The organism is uncultured Methanobrevibacter sp., assembly GCF_902771435.1.
Taxonomy (GTDB): domain Archaea; phylum Methanobacteriota; class Methanobacteria; order Methanobacteriales; family Methanobacteriaceae; genus Methanocatella.
Genome location: NZ_CACXXB010000001.1, coordinates 58209 through 75141, shown reverse-complemented (window position 1 = coordinate 75141; position 16933 = coordinate 58209). Strand labels below are relative to the sequence as shown.

Genomic DNA, 16933 nt, shown 5'->3' with positions numbered 1-16933 from the left:
AACAATTGTTATCATAATATGTTTGTTATGATAACCGATGAAAGGAGGGCAATATATGTGTGAAATTTTTTGTTTTAATTCAAATACGCCAAAACAAGTTAATGAATGTCTGCAATGTTTTTATAATCACTCTGAAGAACATCCACATGGATGGGGATTAGCTAATATGCAATCAAATGAATTTGTTATTGATAAAGAACCTGTAAAAGCAACATGTAGTCAACACTTAAAGGATATATTGTCCAATCCTGTTGTCGGAAAAAATGTATTCGCTCATATCAGGTTGGCCACTGTCGGTGAAATTATATCTCCCAATTGTCACCCCTTTACCGAAGCTGATGATAATAACCGATCATGGATGCTGATTCATAATGGTACCATATTTGATTATCCAAAGCTTGATGAATACACGGAGAAAGAAAATGGCGACACTGATTCTGAGCGAATATTACTATATATTATTGATAAAATTAACGAATTTGAAAAGTCAAAAGGTGCATTGTCAACAATAAAGGAAAGATTTAATATATTAAATGAAATTGTAAAAGACTTATCCAAGAATAACAAACTTAACCTGATGATTTACGATGGGGACTTAACTTATATCCACTCCAACATGAGGAATTCACTTTATTATCTAAAAAATGATGAGGGGTTTATGGTTGCTACAACCCCTTTGAATGATGATGAAAATTGGAAACCCGTCGAATTAAATAAGTTGTTCGGCCTGATTGATGGAAACATCATTTTTGAAAGTGAAGAACATGAAAATGAATATGTATTGACAGAAGAACATGAAAAAGCAATGGAAGACTTTTTAAAATCACTGAATAGGGATGAAGCTAATGGTTGATGAGGAAATTATAAGAGACAAATTGTACGAGGAGTTTATAAAGCCTACAAATCAAAAGAAGAATTTCATAGGTGTTGAAATAGAAATTCCAATCATCAATCTTGATAAAAAAGCTGTTGATTTTGATGTTGTTCATAAAATCACTCATGAATTTCAAAAGCAATATCCTGAGTTTCAAAATAATGGAATAGACTATGACGGCAATATATTTGCACTAAAAAATCCTAAAACAGATGATATTGTCTGTTATGACTGTTCTTATAACAACATTGAGTTTGCAATGGGTCGTGAAAAGGACCTGTTCTCTATTAACGAACGATTCAGTGAATATTATTCATTTGTAAAGCAATCCTTTGAAGAATATAATCATACATTGACTGGAATGGGAATCAATCCATATAGGAAATACAATGAAAATCAGCCTATTCCTTCAGAGAGATATCTCATGCTTTATCATCATTTGAAATCATTTAGCAATTATGAGGATATTCCTATGCATTTCCATGAGTATCCCGAATATGGAATGTTTTCTTCGGCTTCACAGGTTCAGCTGGATGTCTATAAGGATGATCTGGTCAAAACCATAAATGTATTTTCAAAAATAGAGCCGATTAAGGCATTGCTGTTTTCAAATTCAGTTTTGATTGATAAGAATAAGCATGTAACCTGCTTTAGAGATGCATTGTGGGAATATTCGACACATGGTGTTAATCCTCACAACATCGGAATGTATGACGTTGATTTTAAGGATTTGAATGATTTGCAGTCATATCTTGAATCCATGAATATTTACTGTGTAATGCGTGACGGAGCATATATCAACTTTCCGTCAATGAATGTCCTGGATTATTTTAACCAGGATTATGTTTGCGGTGAAATATATTCCAATGGGGAGTATAAGAAAATAGAAGTTAAGCCTTTAATTAACGATATAAAATATTTAAGGCCATTTAAATTTATTAATTTGACTTTCAGAGGCACAGTTGAGTTTAGAAGTGTGTGCACACAACCGATTAAGGATTCAATGTCTGTTGCAGCATTTCATTTGGGTCTAAAAGATAATCTGGATGAATTGAACGAGCTAATATCAAGTGATGAGGTAATTTACCATAAAGGATATACTGCCGGTGAACTCAGAAAGCTATTGATTCAGGATGAGCTTCCCGCATTCGTCGATAAGGAGGGATTGTGTAAGCTCACAAAGGATGTTGTCGATTTGGCATCAGCAGGTCTTGAAGAACGGGGAATCGGTGAGGAGATATTTTTAAAACCTTTGTATGAACGTATCAAATACCATGTTAATCCTGGAAAAAATATAATAACATTGTTAAATAATAATACTAAAATAGAGGATGTTATCGAGGAATATGGTAAATTAGGTGATTGAAGGGGATGGAAATGAATTTATTGAATTTATCAAAATTATCTTCAGATGAAATATTGGCTGGTTCATTTGGAATAGAATGGGAATCTTTAAGGGCAAAAGGTGATGGTGAGCTATCATTAACGCCCCATCCTGAAGTATTTGGTGATAAACTGACAAATCCCTTGATTACCACTGATTTTTCTGAAAGCCAAATTGAAATAATAACTCCAACTTTCAACACTATCGATAAGGCTTTTGATACATTTTCTCTGTTGGCTGATTTGGTGAATTCGTCTCTTTCTGACGATGAATACCTTTGGTTTCAGTCAATACCATGTATCCTGCCATATTGGGACAAGATTCCAATAGCCCAATACTCCGAAGAGGGTGAAGCATCACAAAAATACCGTGAAGATTTGGCTAAAAAGTATGGTGTTAAAAAACAGATGATTTCCGGTGTCCATTTCAACTTTTCATTTACTGAGGAATTCATAAAAAAATTATATGAAATGGAAGGCACGGATTTGACCTTCAAAGAGTTTAAGGACAATGTTTATCTCAAAATTGCAAGGAATTACCTAAGGTACTGCTGGCTGATAATCTATTTGACAGGATGTTCAATAGGATCCCATAAAACATTTTCCAATGATTGTATCCATTTGATGGATGCTAAGGATGATTACGGCAGCTATTATTCAACAAGAGGGCCTTCATTTAGAAATGCGTCCTGCGGATATAAAAATTTAAAGGAACTGTGCCCTTCCTATGATTCTGTTGAGGAATTTGCCCGTGACGTTAATGGATTCATTGAAAATGGGGATTTGTCTGAAGCAAAAGAGCTGTATACTCAAATCAGATTGAAGCCTAAAAATCCTAAAAATCTGTTAAACAGTCTGGTAAATGACGGAATTGAATATATCGAGATAAGGACACTTGACATTAATCCGTTTTATCAGTGCGGCCTTGTAAAGCATGACATGAAATTCCTGCATTTGTTTTTAATTTACATGTTTATTAAGGATGAATCCGATTATGCGGACTGGCAGAGGGAAGCCAAGATAAATGAGGAAAACACTGCCGAAAATGCCTATGTCGATTCAATGAGATTGATAAGGGACGGTCGTGAAGTGACTCTCAAAAGCTGGGCTGCCGAAATTATAAATGAAATGTATGGAATGTGCGAAGTTCTGGGATTTGATGAGTTTCATACATTAAGTTTAATGCTTAACCGAATCTCAAATCCTGATTTGACTTACGGTAAAAGACTTCTTAAGCTGATTAAGGAAAACGGCTACATTAACACTCACATAATCTTATCCAAGAATAATAAAAAGACCAGCATTCATAATGTTGAAAATATGGATGTCGATGAAAGTGAGGAACTCAGAAAATATGTAAATATTGCTTTGGCAGGTAAATAATATGGAATTTTTAAGACAAACTGATGTAATCCAATGGATTGATGGTGAATACCAGACAATTAAGGAAAACAGTGTGGATGACGAATATACATATTTGTTTATTGATTATCTGCCTCCACGTAAATTTTCAACATATCCCATTGATTTGAAGGATTTTGCCGTTGGATATTGTCTTGGTGAAGGCCTGATCAAGGATTACTCAGACATCAAATCAATCACATTGGACGGAACAAATGTTTTGGTGTCAACAAACCTTAACCACGATCCTGAAGAGGATTTGGAACAGGAAGGCATTGTTCAGGAGAGGAAGGGAAACTGTGAACATGCATGTGTTTGCAGACTGCTTGAATATCAGGGAGTAAATTCCGATAATGCAGGAGGAATAAGATCTGAGCTAAAGACAATAGAGCCCAACAATTCAGATTTGAAGATTAACGCAACTCAAATTATCAAGGATATCGAACACCTGACTGATGAGGCAAAGATATGGCAGAAAACGGCAGGAGTTCATGTTGCTCAATTAAAATTTGAGGATAACATTATCATCCGTGAAGACGTAAGCCGCCATGTTGCCGTTGATAAGGTAATCGGCGCTGCCGCAAAAGAGGGATATGACTTTTCAAAATGTTATATTTCATATAGTGGAAGAATGCCTGCAGATATGCTTATAAAGGTAATAAGGGTTGGAATTCCGATTATCATTTCAAATGCCGCACCTGCATCATCCGGTATTGATGTGGCTCGCGCAGGCAATATCACGATGGTTGGTTTTGTAAGGGGCAATAGATTCACTATTTTTACAGCTCCCGAACGTGTAGATTTGGAAAAATAGAAAAATTAAAGTTCATCTAATGAAAATGAACTTAAGTCTAATAAATCAAATGTTAATATTTTTGGAGCTACGGTAACTTTTCCGACTCCAGTTATTATTTTATAAGCTTCAAATGCTTCTAAACATCCGATTAAATTAGGTGTAGGTCCAATAACCGGCGGCACACCTGAAGTAACATTTTTTAAAGCTTCAATTGTTTCATCATTCAATTCTTTTCCAATTGAAGGCAGGTTGAACATTTCTTCATAGGTTTTGTCACTATTCGGTAAGAATACTGTAATCTGTCCCATTGTTCCGTGAATTGCTCCGTGGATGTATGCAATTCCTTTTTCTTTAGCTTTTCTTGAGACGATTACTCTTGTCAATACGTTGTCGAGTGCGTCGATTACGATATTGGAGTCCCCAATCACTTTGTCGATGTTTGTCTGGTCTACATGTTCATTGAATGTGGTGACTTTAACGTACGGATTAATTAATCTGACTTTTTCAGCTGCAACAGCGCTTTTGTCAAGGCCTAAATCTGTTAGTGATGCTAAAGTTTGTCTATTTAGGTTGGATAGGTCAAATGCATCTTTATCGACTAAAACCAGCTCTCCAATTCCCATTCTTGCAAGCATTTCGATGGTTTCTCCACCGATTCCGCCACAGCCAATGACTGTTATTTTTGCATCTTTAAATCTTTGTTGTTCGCTTCTTGTTACAATGCTCATTTGACGGGAAGCTATTTCCCAGTATCCGTCGCCTATATATCTTGTTGGCATGTTTTTCACCTAAATGTTTCTCCTTAGTTTTGGTAATGTTTCCATAAATTTGTCCAGTGCAAGTTCATAACTTTCCAAATCATGACCTTTTATTAATCCACTTTCAAAAATGGTTATCTTGTCTAATTCTATTTTTTCTTCATCATCAGAAATTATATTTTCTGTTTGTCTTTTTGTATTTTCAAGGTTTATTGTGAATGGGAGTTGATATATGAATGAACCTTCATCATAGTCAATGCTGATGCTTTCATCATCATCAATTTGTGATAAATTTAATGCAACTTTCTTAAAGCCTTGCCTTTTTAATTCATCATTGATTTGATTATATTTGTTGTCAGATAAAATTTCATTTACATTATCAACTTCAACTACACTAAGTTCTCCAAAATCTCTAACTTTAACAATTTCACAGTTGGTGTTTGCTGAAATATAGTCTTCGCTCTCACCAATTCTTTCAATTTTTTCATGTGTGGTTCGAGTATTGGTAGGAATCCTTGTAGCAAGACATGTGGTTGACCTTGAATATGGAATGTTGTTTCTGTTTAGATACTCATGGATTTCCTTTGAAGTTAATTTGGCTTCAATCAATGGTGTTTTAAAATTATTTTTATAGGTTATGAGTATCCCAGGTCTGTCATTGACAAGATCACTAATGTTGTTGCCGTCACAAATAAAATCAAAGCCTTTCTCAAGTGCCAATTGCTTTATCTGAGTATACATTAGGTTCCTACAGGTATAGCATCTGCTGGGCAGATTGGACAAGAACTCTTCATCACTGTAAAAATTGATGTCAATAATCTCATGAGATATTCCAAATGATTGTGTCATGCTTTTTGCATGTTCAATGAAACCTTTTGGAAATAAATGATTGTCAATTGTAACTGCTAGTGTATCTGAGGCAACTTTTGAAGATAAATATGCCATCAATGTTGAATCTGCACCTCCAGAAAAACCGATAGCTATTTTTTTATCTTTTAAAATGTCTTTTACAATATTAATTTTATCTTCAATAATCATTTTATCCCATTAACTCATATTGTTCTGAGATGAGTTTAAGAAATTGTTAAACTCATCATATATTTATGTTTTTCATAATATTTAGTTTTGGAGACTAAAAAACAATGGTTTGTAAAACCTGTTTATGGAAAAAGCAAATCCCTTCGAAAATATAACTATATAACAATAGTTATTTTTTTCCATAAATACACATAGTTCAATATATTATATAAATGTTTTTATATTTTTTTGAGCTTAAAATTTGATTATACTTAAATTTGAAATGACAATTTTAAACAGTATTTTATTTTTTTAAAAATTTTTTAAATTGTTTTATAGAAAGATTTATATTGCCTCAAAATAATATAACAATTGTTAATTTTTTGGTGGTGTTAAATATTTATGATGTAATTGTTGTCGGAACCGGTGCCGGCGGATCAACGGTAGCAAAAGACTTGGCCTTGAATGGCAGAAAAGTTCTGATTCTTGAGAAGGGATGCAGGCAAAGGCAGGGCAGTTATGTAAATCATGTGAAAACCAAAAGGATTTGCTTGAAAAATAATCTGAGCGAAAAGGATAGGGCGGACTATGAATTTTTAACATTGCCTTTGGAATTGACGAATATCGAAGAGATTGGAGGAACAACAACCTCCTCAATAGGCAATGCATGCTTTTCATGCAGCGGATGTTATTCAAACTCCATAATGCAGCAGTTTGAAGACAAGAATCTCAACATCTTCGAAGAGCTTCTTGAAGCAAGCGGTGAGCTGAATGTAAGATACTTCCCTAAAAAACTGTGGGGACACTCAACGCAGCTAATTGCACAGGCAGGTCAGGAATTGGGATACGTTGTCGAACCAATGCCGAAATTCATCAATTTTGAAAAATGCACATTGTGCGGAAAATGTGTCAACGGATGTATTTTTGATGCAAAATGGGACGGCACATATTTCATTGATGAAGCTTTGGAATATGGTGCGGATTTAATTGAGGATATGAATGTTTTTGAAGTATTGCATGAACACAATCAGGTCATTGGCGTTGCAGCATTAAATTCACATAATGAAAAGCAGATTTTCAAGGCAAAAAAAGTCATTATTAGTGCAGGTGCACTCAATACCCCAATCATTTTGAAGAATTCCGGAATCCAAAACGTTGGAAACCAGATATTTTTCGACATATTCACAACCATTGGAGGTTATCTTAAAGATGCAAATTTAAAGAATGAACTGATGATGGGTGTAAAAGCTGAATTCGGTCCATATTTTTTGTCACCCCATTATTCAATGCAGCTGCTGCCGTTAATGAAGAAAAAAGGTATTGAAGCCACTGAAAAGGATGTCATAGGGCTGATGCTTAAATTTGCTGATACCTGCATAGGAACAATTGACAATGATGGAAATATTGAAAAAACCCTAACAAAGGTTGACGTTGACCTGATTAAGGAAGGATATAAAAAAGCCATTGATATTCTATTGAAATTGGGAGTTCCTTCAGAATCCATCGTAGAAACTTCCCTTAAGGGAGCTCATCCAGGCGGAACTGCAGCGGTTGGCGAGGTCGTCGATAACAATTTTGAAAGTGAAATCAGTGGACTGTTTGTTTGTGATGCAAGCGTAATTCCTGAGGCTCCCGGAAGGCCTCCAATATTGACAATAGTTGCAATAGCTAAAAAAGTAGCAAAAATCGTTAATCAAAAAATTTAAAGTGATAATATGAGTTTTAATTTAAAATTTAAGGATATTGATGAAAATAGGGAATTAAAAAATGAAAATTATACAATAAATGATTTGTTAAATGAGCTGGAATTGTCCGCACAGACAATAGTTGCAAAGCAAAACGGCGAACTGACCCTTGAGGAAAGCGTAATAAACGACGGTGATGAAATCAAATTGGTTCAGATTATTTACGGAGGATAATTCAGTCAATATCATAAAATTGGAGGATGATTTCTTGTCAGATGAAAATAACGAAAAAAGAGTTTATAAGCTATTAATTACTAAGGGAAATGATCCCGATGACCAGTATGGGTTTTACAAGGAGAGAATCGACAGTCAAACTGATTTTTCATATATGGAATATAATACAGAGGATGACGATTTGACTGATGATCTGTTTAATGAGATTGATGTAATCGTATTGCTGTTTGGCCTTTATCATAACAATCAGGAGTTATTCGATGAGCTGATTAATAAATCCAAGGAATTTGATGTTCCTATACTTCTTATTCGTTTTTTCGGTATGGAATTCATCTTAAAGGAACTGGAGGAAAAGGCGGATGCAGTTGTTGGATGGAATCCTCATTGTATTGTGGATGCAATTGAAACTCTTGTAGATGGCCAGGATTGGGTAAAGCCATGTGATGTTGTCGAAGAGGATTAGTTTTCTCAGCCATGTGAAATGATGTTTGAAATATTTTTAGATAACTTTAAATATGTTTAATAAAATAGCATATATTGGGGATTCAAATATAACAATTGTTAATTTAAATAATATATTTATATTATATCTGTAATATTAATAATTGTAATTAATTTAAATTAATTAACGGTGAATATAAAATGAATAAAAAGATAACTTTTGTTTTAGTGTTGGCACTTGCTGCATTTTTAGTAATGGGTTCAGCCAGTGCAGGTCTCTTTGACTTTTTAGGAGGGGGAGACAACACTGTAAAAATAGGATATTTGCCATCTGACCACGATGCAGCATTATTCGTTGCTGATGCTCAAGGTAAATATGCCGAAAAAAACATTACTACTGAACTTGTACAATTCAACAACGGTGGAGACCTAATGACCGCTATGGCCAGTGGTGAAGTCGATGTTGGATATGTAGGAATTGCACCTGTTTTATCTTCTGTTGCTAAAGGCGTTCCTGTAAAGGTTGTTTCATCCGCTCAAACTGAAGGTAGTGGAATTGTTGTAACCAATGAATCCGGAATCACTTCTGCAGCTGACTTAAAAGGTAAATCCATTGCAACCCCTGGTGAAGCTTCAATTCAATACGTATTGCTTTCATACTACTTGAAACAAAACAATTTATCAACCAAAGATTTAAACGTTTCAGCTATGAAAGTACCTTCAATGAATGACGCTTTAAAAACAAAACAAATTGACGGAATTATTACTTTCCAACCTTATGTATCTATTGCAGCAAATGATAGTGGAAATGTTGTTTTAGAAAATTCATCAGGTATGTTACCAAACCACCCATGTTGTGTTGTTGTCGCATCCGATGACTTTATCAAAAACCATAACGATACTGTAAAAGACATTATCGCAATTCATGCAAATGCAACTAAATTCATCAATGATAATGTTAAAAATGGTAATGCTAGCGCAGTAGTTAAATTATTACCTAAAGACATAGTATCTAATGCTGATTTAGAAGCTAAATCATTAGAAAGTTTCCCATTCATTTCCGGACTTGATAATAGTTTCAAAGCAGATGTAGATGCATTCCAAAAACTTGAAGTCGACATCGGTATTTTAAACAAGACCGTAGACCAAAAAGACTTATACTGGGAAGCATAGTTTAACTATGCTTTTATTTTTTCTTTTTTAACTAATTTCTATCAAATGCCTGTGCAATCTTATTTAAATTTGTAAATGTATTAATCAGACTGTCAACACTTTCATCATTGATGTCCAGTTCTCTCAATGCGTTAATATACATTGGAAATACTGTTTTTCCGTTTTCAAAAAATGAGTAATAGTCTGCGATAAGTATCTCGTCTTTTTCCAGATCATTCAAGATGTCCTTGTAGAGCTCTTCAAAATCGTCACTGCTTTTTTTAATCATTTCCAGGGCTTCTTTTTCATCAGCCTCTAGTTTTTCAAAGGCAGTATTGAGCCGTATTAAAGAAACAGTGTAGAGTTCAAAGTCAGGCTCACCATTCATGGTATCACGTGAGAATTTTTAAAAATAAAAAAAAGAGAGAAATTTCTCAGATGAGAAATTATAATTTGATTTTAATATCGAGTGCGCTTGAACCTTCTTCGTAAACGAAAATCGGGTTGATGTCAAGCTCGGATATTTCTGGGAAGTCTAAGGTCAATCTGGCTACTCTTTTAATAGCTTCTTTGACTTCTTCCACATCGCAAGGTGCTTCTCCTCTGTATCCTTCAAGTAATTTGGATACTTTGGTTGATGCAATTTGTTCATCAATTTCCTGAGAGCTCATTCCTTTTGCAAGGTTGAATGAAACATCTTCGATGAGGTTTACATAGATTCCACCCATACCGAATGCAATCATTGGTCCGAATTGTTTGTCTCTAATCATTCCAACAATGACTTCCTCTCCGGAATCCATCATTTTTTGGACTTCAACACCATCAGGAACAATGTCTGGATGTGCAGCTTTCGCATTTGCAATGATTTCATCGAATGTTGCTTTTGCTTCTTCAGCACTGCTTATTCCTACTTTTACACCGCCGATGTCGGATTTGTGTAAAATTTTATCTGATGCGATTTTGAGTACAACTGGGAATTCCATTTCTTCAGCAAGTTCTGCTGCTTCATCAGCACTTGTTGATAATTTGATTGGTGCTGCGGAAATTCCGTATGCTTCGGCTACTGCATATGCTTCACTACCGAGTAATGTGTCTCTGCCGTCAGCTTTAACTTTGTCGAATATTGCCTGTACAGCATCTTTGTCCACATCATCGATTTTTTCAATGACATCGTCATATTCTCTGCTTTCCAGTCTTGCATATCTTGTCATTGCTTCAAGTGCGGTTACTGCAGTTTCTGGGAATACATAGGTTGGAACTCCATTTTCTCTTAAAGCTTCGTTTGCTGCTTCAAATGATGGTCCTCCCATGTTAACAACAATAATAGGTTTGTCAAATTCTTTTCTTTCTTCCAGGATTGCGTTTGCAATTCCGTCAGGGTCTGCAGATGCGGTTGGACAAACCATAATGATTAAACTGTCAACTTCATCCTGACTTAATACGATTTCTAAGGATTCTTTGTATCTGCTTACAGGTGCATCTCCTAATACATCAATAGGGTTTTTAGCACTTCCCTCTTCGGTAACGCATTCTTTTAATTTAGCAGTTGTTTCTTCGTCAAACTGAACAAGTTGCAGACCTGCTTTTTCCATAGCGTCTACGGTAAGTACTCCTCCACCACCTGCATTGGTAATGATGGCCACATTGTCTCCTCTTGGAAGCGGTGCTTTGGAGAATGCTAAACCTAAGTCGAATAATTCCGCCATGGTTTCTACACGCATGATTCCGGATTGTCTGAATGCGGTATCAAATGCCAAGTCACTTCCTGCAAGAGCTCCTGTGTGTGAGGATGCTGCTTCAGCACCTGCTGAGGAGGAACCTGATTTAAGCACAATAATAGGTTTTTTGTGAGCGGTTTCCCTCATTGTTCTTACAAAGTCTTCATCATCAGAAATGGATTCCAGATAACAGATGATAACATTGGTTTCATCATCCTCTGCCAGATATTGCAATAATTCAATTTCGCTTACTCCGGCTTTGTTACCTAAACTGATTACTTTACTGAATCCGATACCGGAAGTTACACTCCAATCGATGATAGCTACCATCATAGCTCCACTTTGTGAAATGAATGCCATGTTTCCTGTTGGTGGCATCATTTGTGAAAATGATCCGTTTAATGGAGTATGGGAGTCGGTTATTCCTAAACTGTTTGGTCCAATAATGTTTATACCATATTCTTCACCGAGAGCAGTTAATTCAGCTTCTAATTTAGCTCCTTCTCCACCAATTTCTTTGAAACCGGCGGTAATAACTACCATATTTTCAACGCCGACTTCACCACATTCTTTAACGGCGGTATTTACAAATACGGATGGAATTGTAATTATTGCTAAATCTACTTTTCCCGGTACGTCTTTAATATTTGCGTATGCTTGTTTTCCTAAAATCTCTCCACCTTTTGGATTTACAGGATATATTTCGCCTTCAAACCCGTCATTGATAAGGTTGTCAACAATAATGTATCCTACTTTTCCTGGGGTATTGGAAGCACCAATTACAGCCACAGATTCAGGTTTAAACATTTTATTGAGATCTTTCATAAGTTTTTCTCCTTATAGATTTATAATTGCATTAAAATCATCATAATTTATAATGATAAATAATTAACAATTACTAATGATATAATATTTGTTATATTAAATATTTAAATATGTTGTTTAAACATCATTCTGGTTTCTTATTATATAATTTCAATAGCTGTTTATTCTTTTTTATATATTTTAAAAATGTTTAAATGTTATTTTATTAAAAAAAATATTTTTTTTTAAATTATACTTTTTCTTAAACTATTTAAAACATGATAAATATAAATATATTCAAATAATAAATTTTTGATATTTTAGATAAATTAAAATATCTGATTTAGGGGATATTATGAGCTTAATAATCGCTTACATTGGAAAAAAAGGATGTGTAATGACTGGAGATAAAAGAAAGATAGGATATTTCGGTGATAAAGAAAATTTAGCGCAGTTAGAAAAAGAATTATATGATGGAATTATTTCTAGTGATGACGAGTTTTCAAAACGTGCCAAGGAGTTGGGTATTTCCATTAAAATTACTGATGATGCAAGCAAATTAAAAATAATTGGAAATACAGTTAGAGGTGAAGTAAGTACCAAAGGAACTTTTGAAACCAAACGAAGGAGAATCTATGGAACAACTAACGGTTATCAGATTGTTGAACTGTTAGGTTCCGAGCAAAAGTCACGTCAGGCAGGTGAAAAAGGCATAGTCCTGTTCGGAAACAATTATGCCAAACAATTGGCCCAAGATCTCATACAAAAGAAATGGAAAGCTTCCCAAAGCCTTAAATATATGGGTGAGGTGTTTGAACAGATTTTGGCAGAAGTTTCATCTAAAACCCCTACTGTCGGTGATAAGTTCGATACTTTAATTCAACAGCCTCAATTCAATCCTTCGCAAGCTCAAAAACACCTTAACATTACTATTGATAATGATATTAAGGTATTGGTCAAATTCAGGCAGGATTTAACAGAAAAACTTGTTCAACAGAATATTGCAATTGAGAATGCAAGTAAAATCATTGACAAAGGTGAAGTGGGCAGGGTTGTTTCAATTGATGGAAACATGTTATATGTCCAATTAAACGATAAAACACAGGCAATGGATAGTAATTGGAAACAGCTTGCAGGTCCAGGCCAGAATGTATTGATGTTCACTGAATCCGATAATGTGAAGATAGGGGATAAGGTTGTCATTGAAAATGAAGATTTATGCCTTAAGAAGGATAAGTCCACTCTCACTTGTGATATAATATTATGTTCATTATGATTGGGGATTTAAATGAAAATAACATTTTTAGGTAGTGGTGGCGGAAGGTTTTCTGCCATTTCACAACGAAGAATGACCGGAGGGTTCCGGATTGATAATTTGGGAGGAAAGAATTATCATATAGATCCGGGTCCTGGAGCTTTAATCAGGACTTATCAGTTTGGTTTTGATCCCCGTAATCTAAGTGGTGTTTTTGTAACTCATGCCCACACTGACCATTATAATGATGCGGAAATCCTCATAGAGGCAATGACAAGAGGAATGACTCGCAGTTTCGGTACAATTGTCGGAAGTGAAAGTGTCTTGAAAGGCTTTGAAAAATGGGGTCCGTGCATTTCATCATACCACCAGTCAAAATCAGATAAGCTTATTTTGGAGCCTGGTAAGGAAAGCCGTTTAAACAATATAAAAATCAATGGAACCAAAACTGAACATGGCGACCCTACAGGCTGCGGCTTTCAAATAGACTACAGGGGATTTAAGGTCTCATACACTTCAGATACAGGTTACTTTGACGATATGGGAAAAGACCATAAAGGTGCGGACATATTGATAGCCAGCGTGTTAAGACCTGGCAACAGACCGATAAACGGCCACATGTGCACCCGCAATTTCATTGATTTGATTAATGAGGTAAACCCGAAGGTTGCTGTGATGACACATTTGGGTCTTAAAATGATTTCAAACAATCCGGTTACCGAAGCCAAAAAGATTTCAAAACAGACTGGCGTTAAAACCATTGCGGCATTTGACGGTTTGTCATTTAATGTGAATTACAATAATCCGAAAAGATTCAGGTTAATCTCTCTGAAGGATATTGATTCACCAAGCCACAGTACAAATCATAAAATGTTTAATAATGAGAGAAGAAACTCCTATCAGCTTGCATTTAAGCACAATGAATTTGATGAAGTTTCATTCATGAAAAAACGTTAATGCTTCAAATTGGTAGGATGAATGAATCCTGAGCGAATCATATGGTCTGTAAGAACTATTGCAGTACTGGATTCAGCCACCACTGTCACTCTAGGACAGATGCAGGGGTCATGTCTTCCCTTAATTTCTATTTTTTTATTTTCCATAGTCTCCAAATCGATTGAATTTTGACATTTGGAAATGGATGGTGTAGGTTTAACTGCAATTCTTGAAATTATAGGCATCCCATTGCTCATGCCTCCGATAATTCCTCCGGAGTTATTTGTTTTTGTAGTAATTTCACCGTTTTCGATTTGGTATTCGTCGTTAATCTCAGAGCCGGTATGGTTTGCAACGTCAAATCCAAGGCCAATTTCAACTCCTTTAACAGCTCCGATATTCATTAGGATTCTTGCAAGATCACCGTCAAGTCTTTCAAAAACAGGCTCTCCAAGACCCTGTGGAACTCCAACGGCAATGGTTTCCACGATTCCACCTACAGAATCTCCTTCCTGTTTTTTTGCTAAAATCAGTTCTTCCATTTTTTCTGCAGCATCCAAATCGCCACATCTTACAGGATTTTTTTCAATATTCTCTTTCATCGCATTAAAATCTTGAGGCTCTGCTTTAATGTCTCCAATTTGAACTACGTGAGAAATTATTTCAATGTTTTGGGTTTTTAAGAGCTTTTTAGCTATTGCTCCTCCGATTACATGGCCGATGGTTACTCTGCCGCTTCCACGACCTCCTCCGTTATAGTCATAGTTGCCGTATTTCATCATCCATCCGAAGTCCCCATGGGATGGGCGTGGAGTATTTTTAAACATGGAATAATCTTTGGAGTGCTGGTTTTTGTTATAGATAACTCCTGCAATTGGTGTTCCATCAGTTTTTCCTTCAAAGATTCCGGATAATATTTGAACTTCATCTGCCTCTTTTCTAGGTGTTGTAACACTGCTTGTTCCTGGTTTTCGTTTATCCAATTCCTTTTGAATGTCTTCTGCACTTAATTCAAGATTTGCCGGACATCCGTCAACAACAGCACCAACGGCCTTGCCGTGGCTTGCTCCAAAACTTGTTATTCTAAATTTTTCTCCAATTGAATTTGACATATTTGGCCTCTTTTTTTGCAATTGGTCTAATGTTTGTATTTTAAACTTTTTAAATGTTTAAATTTTCATAAATATTTTGGCATTGTTCGAGAGTTAAGTTAGCTTTAACATTTCCTTTTTCAGTGTCAATGGTAAAATCTGCTTTATTTTTAATAATTTCTCCGATAAATTCTTTATAATTTATCAATACTTCTTTACCAGTAGGCCCTGTTTGTTTTTTTAATTTTTCAATGTTATCTCCACAGTAAATTAAATCAAAAATTTTCAGCAGAGCTTTTTTTCGCAGTGAGGTTCTTTTCACATCTTCTTCAGTAGGGTTTGGAAATGAAAATTTGATGTTGTAGGAACCTTTTGAAATTTCTTCAATGAGTAAATCCTCATCACTAATAGAATTCCCTTCTAAAAGATTCATTGTTGAATTTTTAGTATTATTGAATTTATTGCCCAATAAATACATATTTTTTAAGGGTAATGGATGATTTAATTCTTTTCCTTCCAATTTTAAATTAATTTCTCCCAATTTTTGAATAAATTCCAATCTATTGTTTGCATAAATGTCATAAAGGTGTTTAAGGGTCATATAATTTCCTCTGGTTCCTAATGATTCGGGGTGTTCTTTTAGATAGTGGTCTATTTTATCCAAATCTTTTTTTATGTCATTTAGATAATTATCATAATCTTCAATGGTTTCAAATCTCATCATATCACCTTAAATGCACTATGCCTTTGGGGATATTGTTCTTATCGGTGCCGAATAATTCATTCAGAATCCTAAATTTGACAGTTAAATATACATCATATTTTTCTTTATCAGATTCTGGGTAACGGTAAACTCTCCAAGAATGGCATAATCCATTTGTTTTGATTTGGAATTGTAAACCAAATAATCAATTCTTAATGTGTCTTTATTTGCATCTACTTTTTCACCATCAAATTCAGTCAAAGTGTCAATATCTTTAGGGTTTTCTTTTTTTGAAACAAAACTGCCATCAATCCAATGATTAAGAAAATATCCTGTATTTTTAATTTCAAGCATAAATTTTTCGTATACTTTTAAAATTTCTTTTCGTTTTGCAGAATTTTCACCGAATATTCTTTTAAATTCTTTATAAGTCATAGGATATATTCCGTGGGGAAGATATCCGTTTTTGTCAAATCCATTAAATTTTTCATGTTTCATAATCATCACTTAAAAATTTAACAGACGTCTGTGAATTATTATTTAACCTACAATATATAAATATTTTTTTCCAAATCATCTTCTAATTCCTTTCCAAATCCATTTAAGATTAATTACAAGGTTAAATCAATTTTTCGAGCTCATGACAATTTTACAAATTTAAATCAATTTTTCAAAGTTCGGATAA

Annotated in this window: 17 protein-coding genes; 10 read left to right on the top strand and 7 right to left on the bottom strand. The window is 34.7% G+C overall.

The genetic code is table 11. The features are described 5' to 3' along the window. Positions 1-37 precede the first annotated feature (37 nt). Genes QZU83_RS00415 through fdhD form a run of 4 tightly spaced genes read left to right on the top strand, consistent with a single transcriptional unit; the run spans position 38 to position 4472 of the window. Positions 38-853 carry a class II glutamine amidotransferase gene (locus QZU83_RS00415; protein ID WP_366925368.1) on the top strand — a complete coding sequence of 272 codons (816 nt, stop codon included), beginning with the start codon at positions 38-40 and terminating at the stop codon, positions 851-853. Next, positions 846-2240, top strand: coding sequence for a hypothetical protein (locus QZU83_RS00410; RefSeq protein WP_295608979.1), 1395 nt, complete (start codon positions 846-848; stop codon positions 2238-2240). The genes QZU83_RS00415 and QZU83_RS00410 overlap by 8 nt, the downstream gene beginning before the upstream one ends. Positions 2241-2251: 11 nt before the next feature. Further along, positions 2252-3640: a glutamate--cysteine ligase gene (locus QZU83_RS00405; RefSeq protein ID WP_295608978.1), complete on the top strand. Its 1389-nt coding sequence runs from the start codon at positions 2252-2254 to the stop codon at positions 3638-3640. A 1-nt stretch (position 3641) separates the two neighbouring features. Further along, positions 3642-4472, top strand: coding sequence for a formate dehydrogenase accessory sulfurtransferase FdhD (fdhD, locus tag QZU83_RS00400; protein ID WP_295608977.1), 831 nt, complete (start codon positions 3642-3644; stop codon positions 4470-4472). A gap of 5 nt (positions 4473-4477) precedes the next feature. On the opposite strand, the gene QZU83_RS00395 is transcribed toward fdhD, so the two are convergent. Further along, entirely contained in the window at positions 4478-5233 is a 756-nt protein-coding gene (locus tag QZU83_RS00395) for a HesA/MoeB/ThiF family protein (protein WP_295608976.1), read from the bottom strand. 9 nt (positions 5234-5242) lie between these two features. Next, entirely contained in the window at positions 5243-6250 is a 1008-nt protein-coding gene (larE, locus tag QZU83_RS00390; protein WP_295608975.1) for an ATP-dependent sacrificial sulfur transferase LarE, read from the bottom strand. Positions 6251-6618: 368 nt separating this feature from the next. Here larE and QZU83_RS00385 point away from each other — a divergent pair, with 368 nt between their 5' ends. The 4 genes from QZU83_RS00385 (at position 6619) to QZU83_RS00370 (ending at position 9762) form a co-directional block, all read left to right on the top strand. Next, the gene (locus QZU83_RS00385; RefSeq protein WP_295608974.1) at positions 6619-7935 is read left to right on the top strand and encodes a GMC family oxidoreductase N-terminal domain-containing protein; all 1317 of its coding nucleotides are present in this window, start codon (positions 6619-6621) and stop codon (positions 7933-7935) included. A 9-nt stretch (positions 7936-7944) separates the two neighbouring features. Further along, positions 7945-8148 carry a MoaD/ThiS family protein gene (locus QZU83_RS00380; protein WP_295608973.1) on the top strand — a complete coding sequence of 68 codons (204 nt, stop codon included), beginning with the start codon at positions 7945-7947 and terminating at the stop codon, positions 8146-8148. Further along, entirely contained in the window at positions 8111-8611 is a 501-nt protein-coding gene (locus tag QZU83_RS00375; RefSeq protein ID WP_295608972.1) for a nuclease, read from the top strand. The genes QZU83_RS00380 and QZU83_RS00375 overlap by 38 nt, the downstream gene beginning before the upstream one ends. 179 nt (positions 8612-8790) lie before the next feature. Next, positions 8791-9762, top strand: a complete 972-nt coding sequence (locus QZU83_RS00370) for an ABC transporter substrate-binding protein (RefSeq protein ID WP_295608971.1) — start codon at positions 8791-8793, stop codon at positions 9760-9762. 31 nt (positions 9763-9793) lie between these two features. Here the strand turns inward: QZU83_RS00370 and QZU83_RS00365 are convergent, their stop codons facing one another. Together QZU83_RS00365 and acs are read right to left on the bottom strand one after the other, a co-directional pair. Continuing rightward, positions 9794-10129 carry a hypothetical protein gene (locus QZU83_RS00365; protein WP_295608970.1) on the bottom strand — a complete coding sequence of 112 codons (336 nt, stop codon included), beginning with the start codon at positions 10127-10129 and terminating at the stop codon, positions 9794-9796. 58 nt (positions 10130-10187) lie between these two features. Next, positions 10188-12284: an acetate--CoA ligase alpha subunit gene (gene acs / locus QZU83_RS00360; RefSeq protein ID WP_295608969.1), complete on the bottom strand. Its 2097-nt coding sequence runs from the start codon at positions 12282-12284 to the stop codon at positions 10188-10190. A 334-nt stretch (positions 12285-12618) separates the two neighbouring features. Between acs and QZU83_RS00355 the strand changes: the two genes are divergently transcribed. Further along, positions 12619-13539: a DUF2121 domain-containing protein gene (locus QZU83_RS00355; protein WP_295608968.1), complete on the top strand. Its 921-nt coding sequence runs from the start codon at positions 12619-12621 to the stop codon at positions 13537-13539. A 12-nt stretch (positions 13540-13551) separates the two neighbouring features. Then, positions 13552-14475 (top strand): MBL fold metallo-hydrolase, encoded by a 924-nt coding sequence (locus QZU83_RS00350; protein WP_295608967.1) that lies wholly within the window; start codon positions 13552-13554, stop codon positions 14473-14475. On the opposite strand, the gene aroC is transcribed toward QZU83_RS00350, so the two are convergent. The 3 genes from aroC to QZU83_RS00335 form a co-directional block, all read right to left on the bottom strand. Continuing rightward, positions 14472-15566: a chorismate synthase gene (gene aroC / locus QZU83_RS00345; protein WP_295608966.1), complete on the bottom strand. Its 1095-nt coding sequence runs from the start codon at positions 15564-15566 to the stop codon at positions 14472-14474. The genes QZU83_RS00350 and aroC overlap by 4 nt on opposite strands. Before the next feature lie 49 nt (positions 15567-15615). After that, a complete protein-coding gene (locus QZU83_RS00340; RefSeq protein ID WP_295608965.1) occupies positions 15616-16266 on the bottom strand; it encodes a hypothetical protein in 651 nt (216 codons plus the stop codon). Between the two features lie 84 nt (positions 16267-16350). Continuing rightward, a complete protein-coding gene (locus tag QZU83_RS00335; RefSeq protein WP_295608964.1) occupies positions 16351-16746 on the bottom strand; it encodes a DUF6932 family protein in 396 nt (131 codons plus the stop codon). Positions 16747-16933: the final 187 nt, after the last annotated feature.

What these genes read in the sequence shown, in the direction of transcription:
- larE (WP_295608975.1), bottom strand. Translation starts at nt 6,250, where the DNA reads ATGATTATTGAAGATAAAATTAATATTGTAAAAGACATTTTAAAAGAT.
- QZU83_RS00355 (WP_295608968.1), top strand. Translation starts at nt 12,619, where the DNA reads ATGAGCTTAATAATCGCTTACATTGGAAAAAAAGGATGTGTAATGACT.
- QZU83_RS00350 (WP_295608967.1), top strand. Translation starts at nt 13,552, where the DNA reads ATGAAAATAACATTTTTAGGTAGTGGTGGCGGAAGGTTTTCTGCCATT.
- fdhD (WP_295608977.1), top strand. Translation starts at nt 3,642, where the DNA reads ATGGAATTTTTAAGACAAACTGATGTAATCCAATGGATTGATGGTGAA.
- QZU83_RS00415 (WP_366925368.1), top strand. Translation starts at nt 38, where the DNA reads ATGAAAGGAGGGCAATATATGTGTGAAATTTTTTGTTTTAATTCAAAT.
- aroC (WP_295608966.1), bottom strand. Translation starts at nt 15,566, where the DNA reads ATGTCAAATTCAATTGGAGAAAAATTTAGAATAACAAGTTTTGGAGCA.
- QZU83_RS00365 (WP_295608970.1), bottom strand. Translation starts at nt 10,129, where the DNA reads ATGAATGGTGAGCCTGACTTTGAACTCTACACTGTTTCTTTAATACGG.
- QZU83_RS00340 (WP_295608965.1), bottom strand. Translation starts at nt 16,266, where the DNA reads ATGAGATTTGAAACCATTGAAGATTATGATAATTATCTAAATGACATA.
- QZU83_RS00335 (WP_295608964.1), bottom strand. Translation starts at nt 16,746, where the DNA reads ATGAAACATGAAAAATTTAATGGATTTGACAAAAACGGATATCTTCCC.
- QZU83_RS00375 (WP_295608972.1), top strand. Translation starts at nt 8,111, where the DNA reads ATGAAATCAAATTGGTTCAGATTATTTACGGAGGATAATTCAGTCAAT.
- QZU83_RS00370 (WP_295608971.1), top strand. Translation starts at nt 8,791, where the DNA reads ATGAATAAAAAGATAACTTTTGTTTTAGTGTTGGCACTTGCTGCATTT.
- QZU83_RS00380 (WP_295608973.1), top strand. Translation starts at nt 7,945, where the DNA reads ATGAGTTTTAATTTAAAATTTAAGGATATTGATGAAAATAGGGAATTA.
- QZU83_RS00395 (WP_295608976.1), bottom strand. Translation starts at nt 5,233, where the DNA reads ATGCCAACAAGATATATAGGCGACGGATACTGGGAAATAGCTTCCCGT.
- QZU83_RS00405 (WP_295608978.1), top strand. Translation starts at nt 2,252, where the DNA reads ATGAATTTATTGAATTTATCAAAATTATCTTCAGATGAAATATTGGCT.
- acs (WP_295608969.1), bottom strand. Translation starts at nt 12,284, where the DNA reads ATGAAAGATCTCAATAAAATGTTTAAACCTGAATCTGTGGCTGTAATT.
- QZU83_RS00410 (WP_295608979.1), top strand. Translation starts at nt 846, where the DNA reads ATGGTTGATGAGGAAATTATAAGAGACAAATTGTACGAGGAGTTTATA.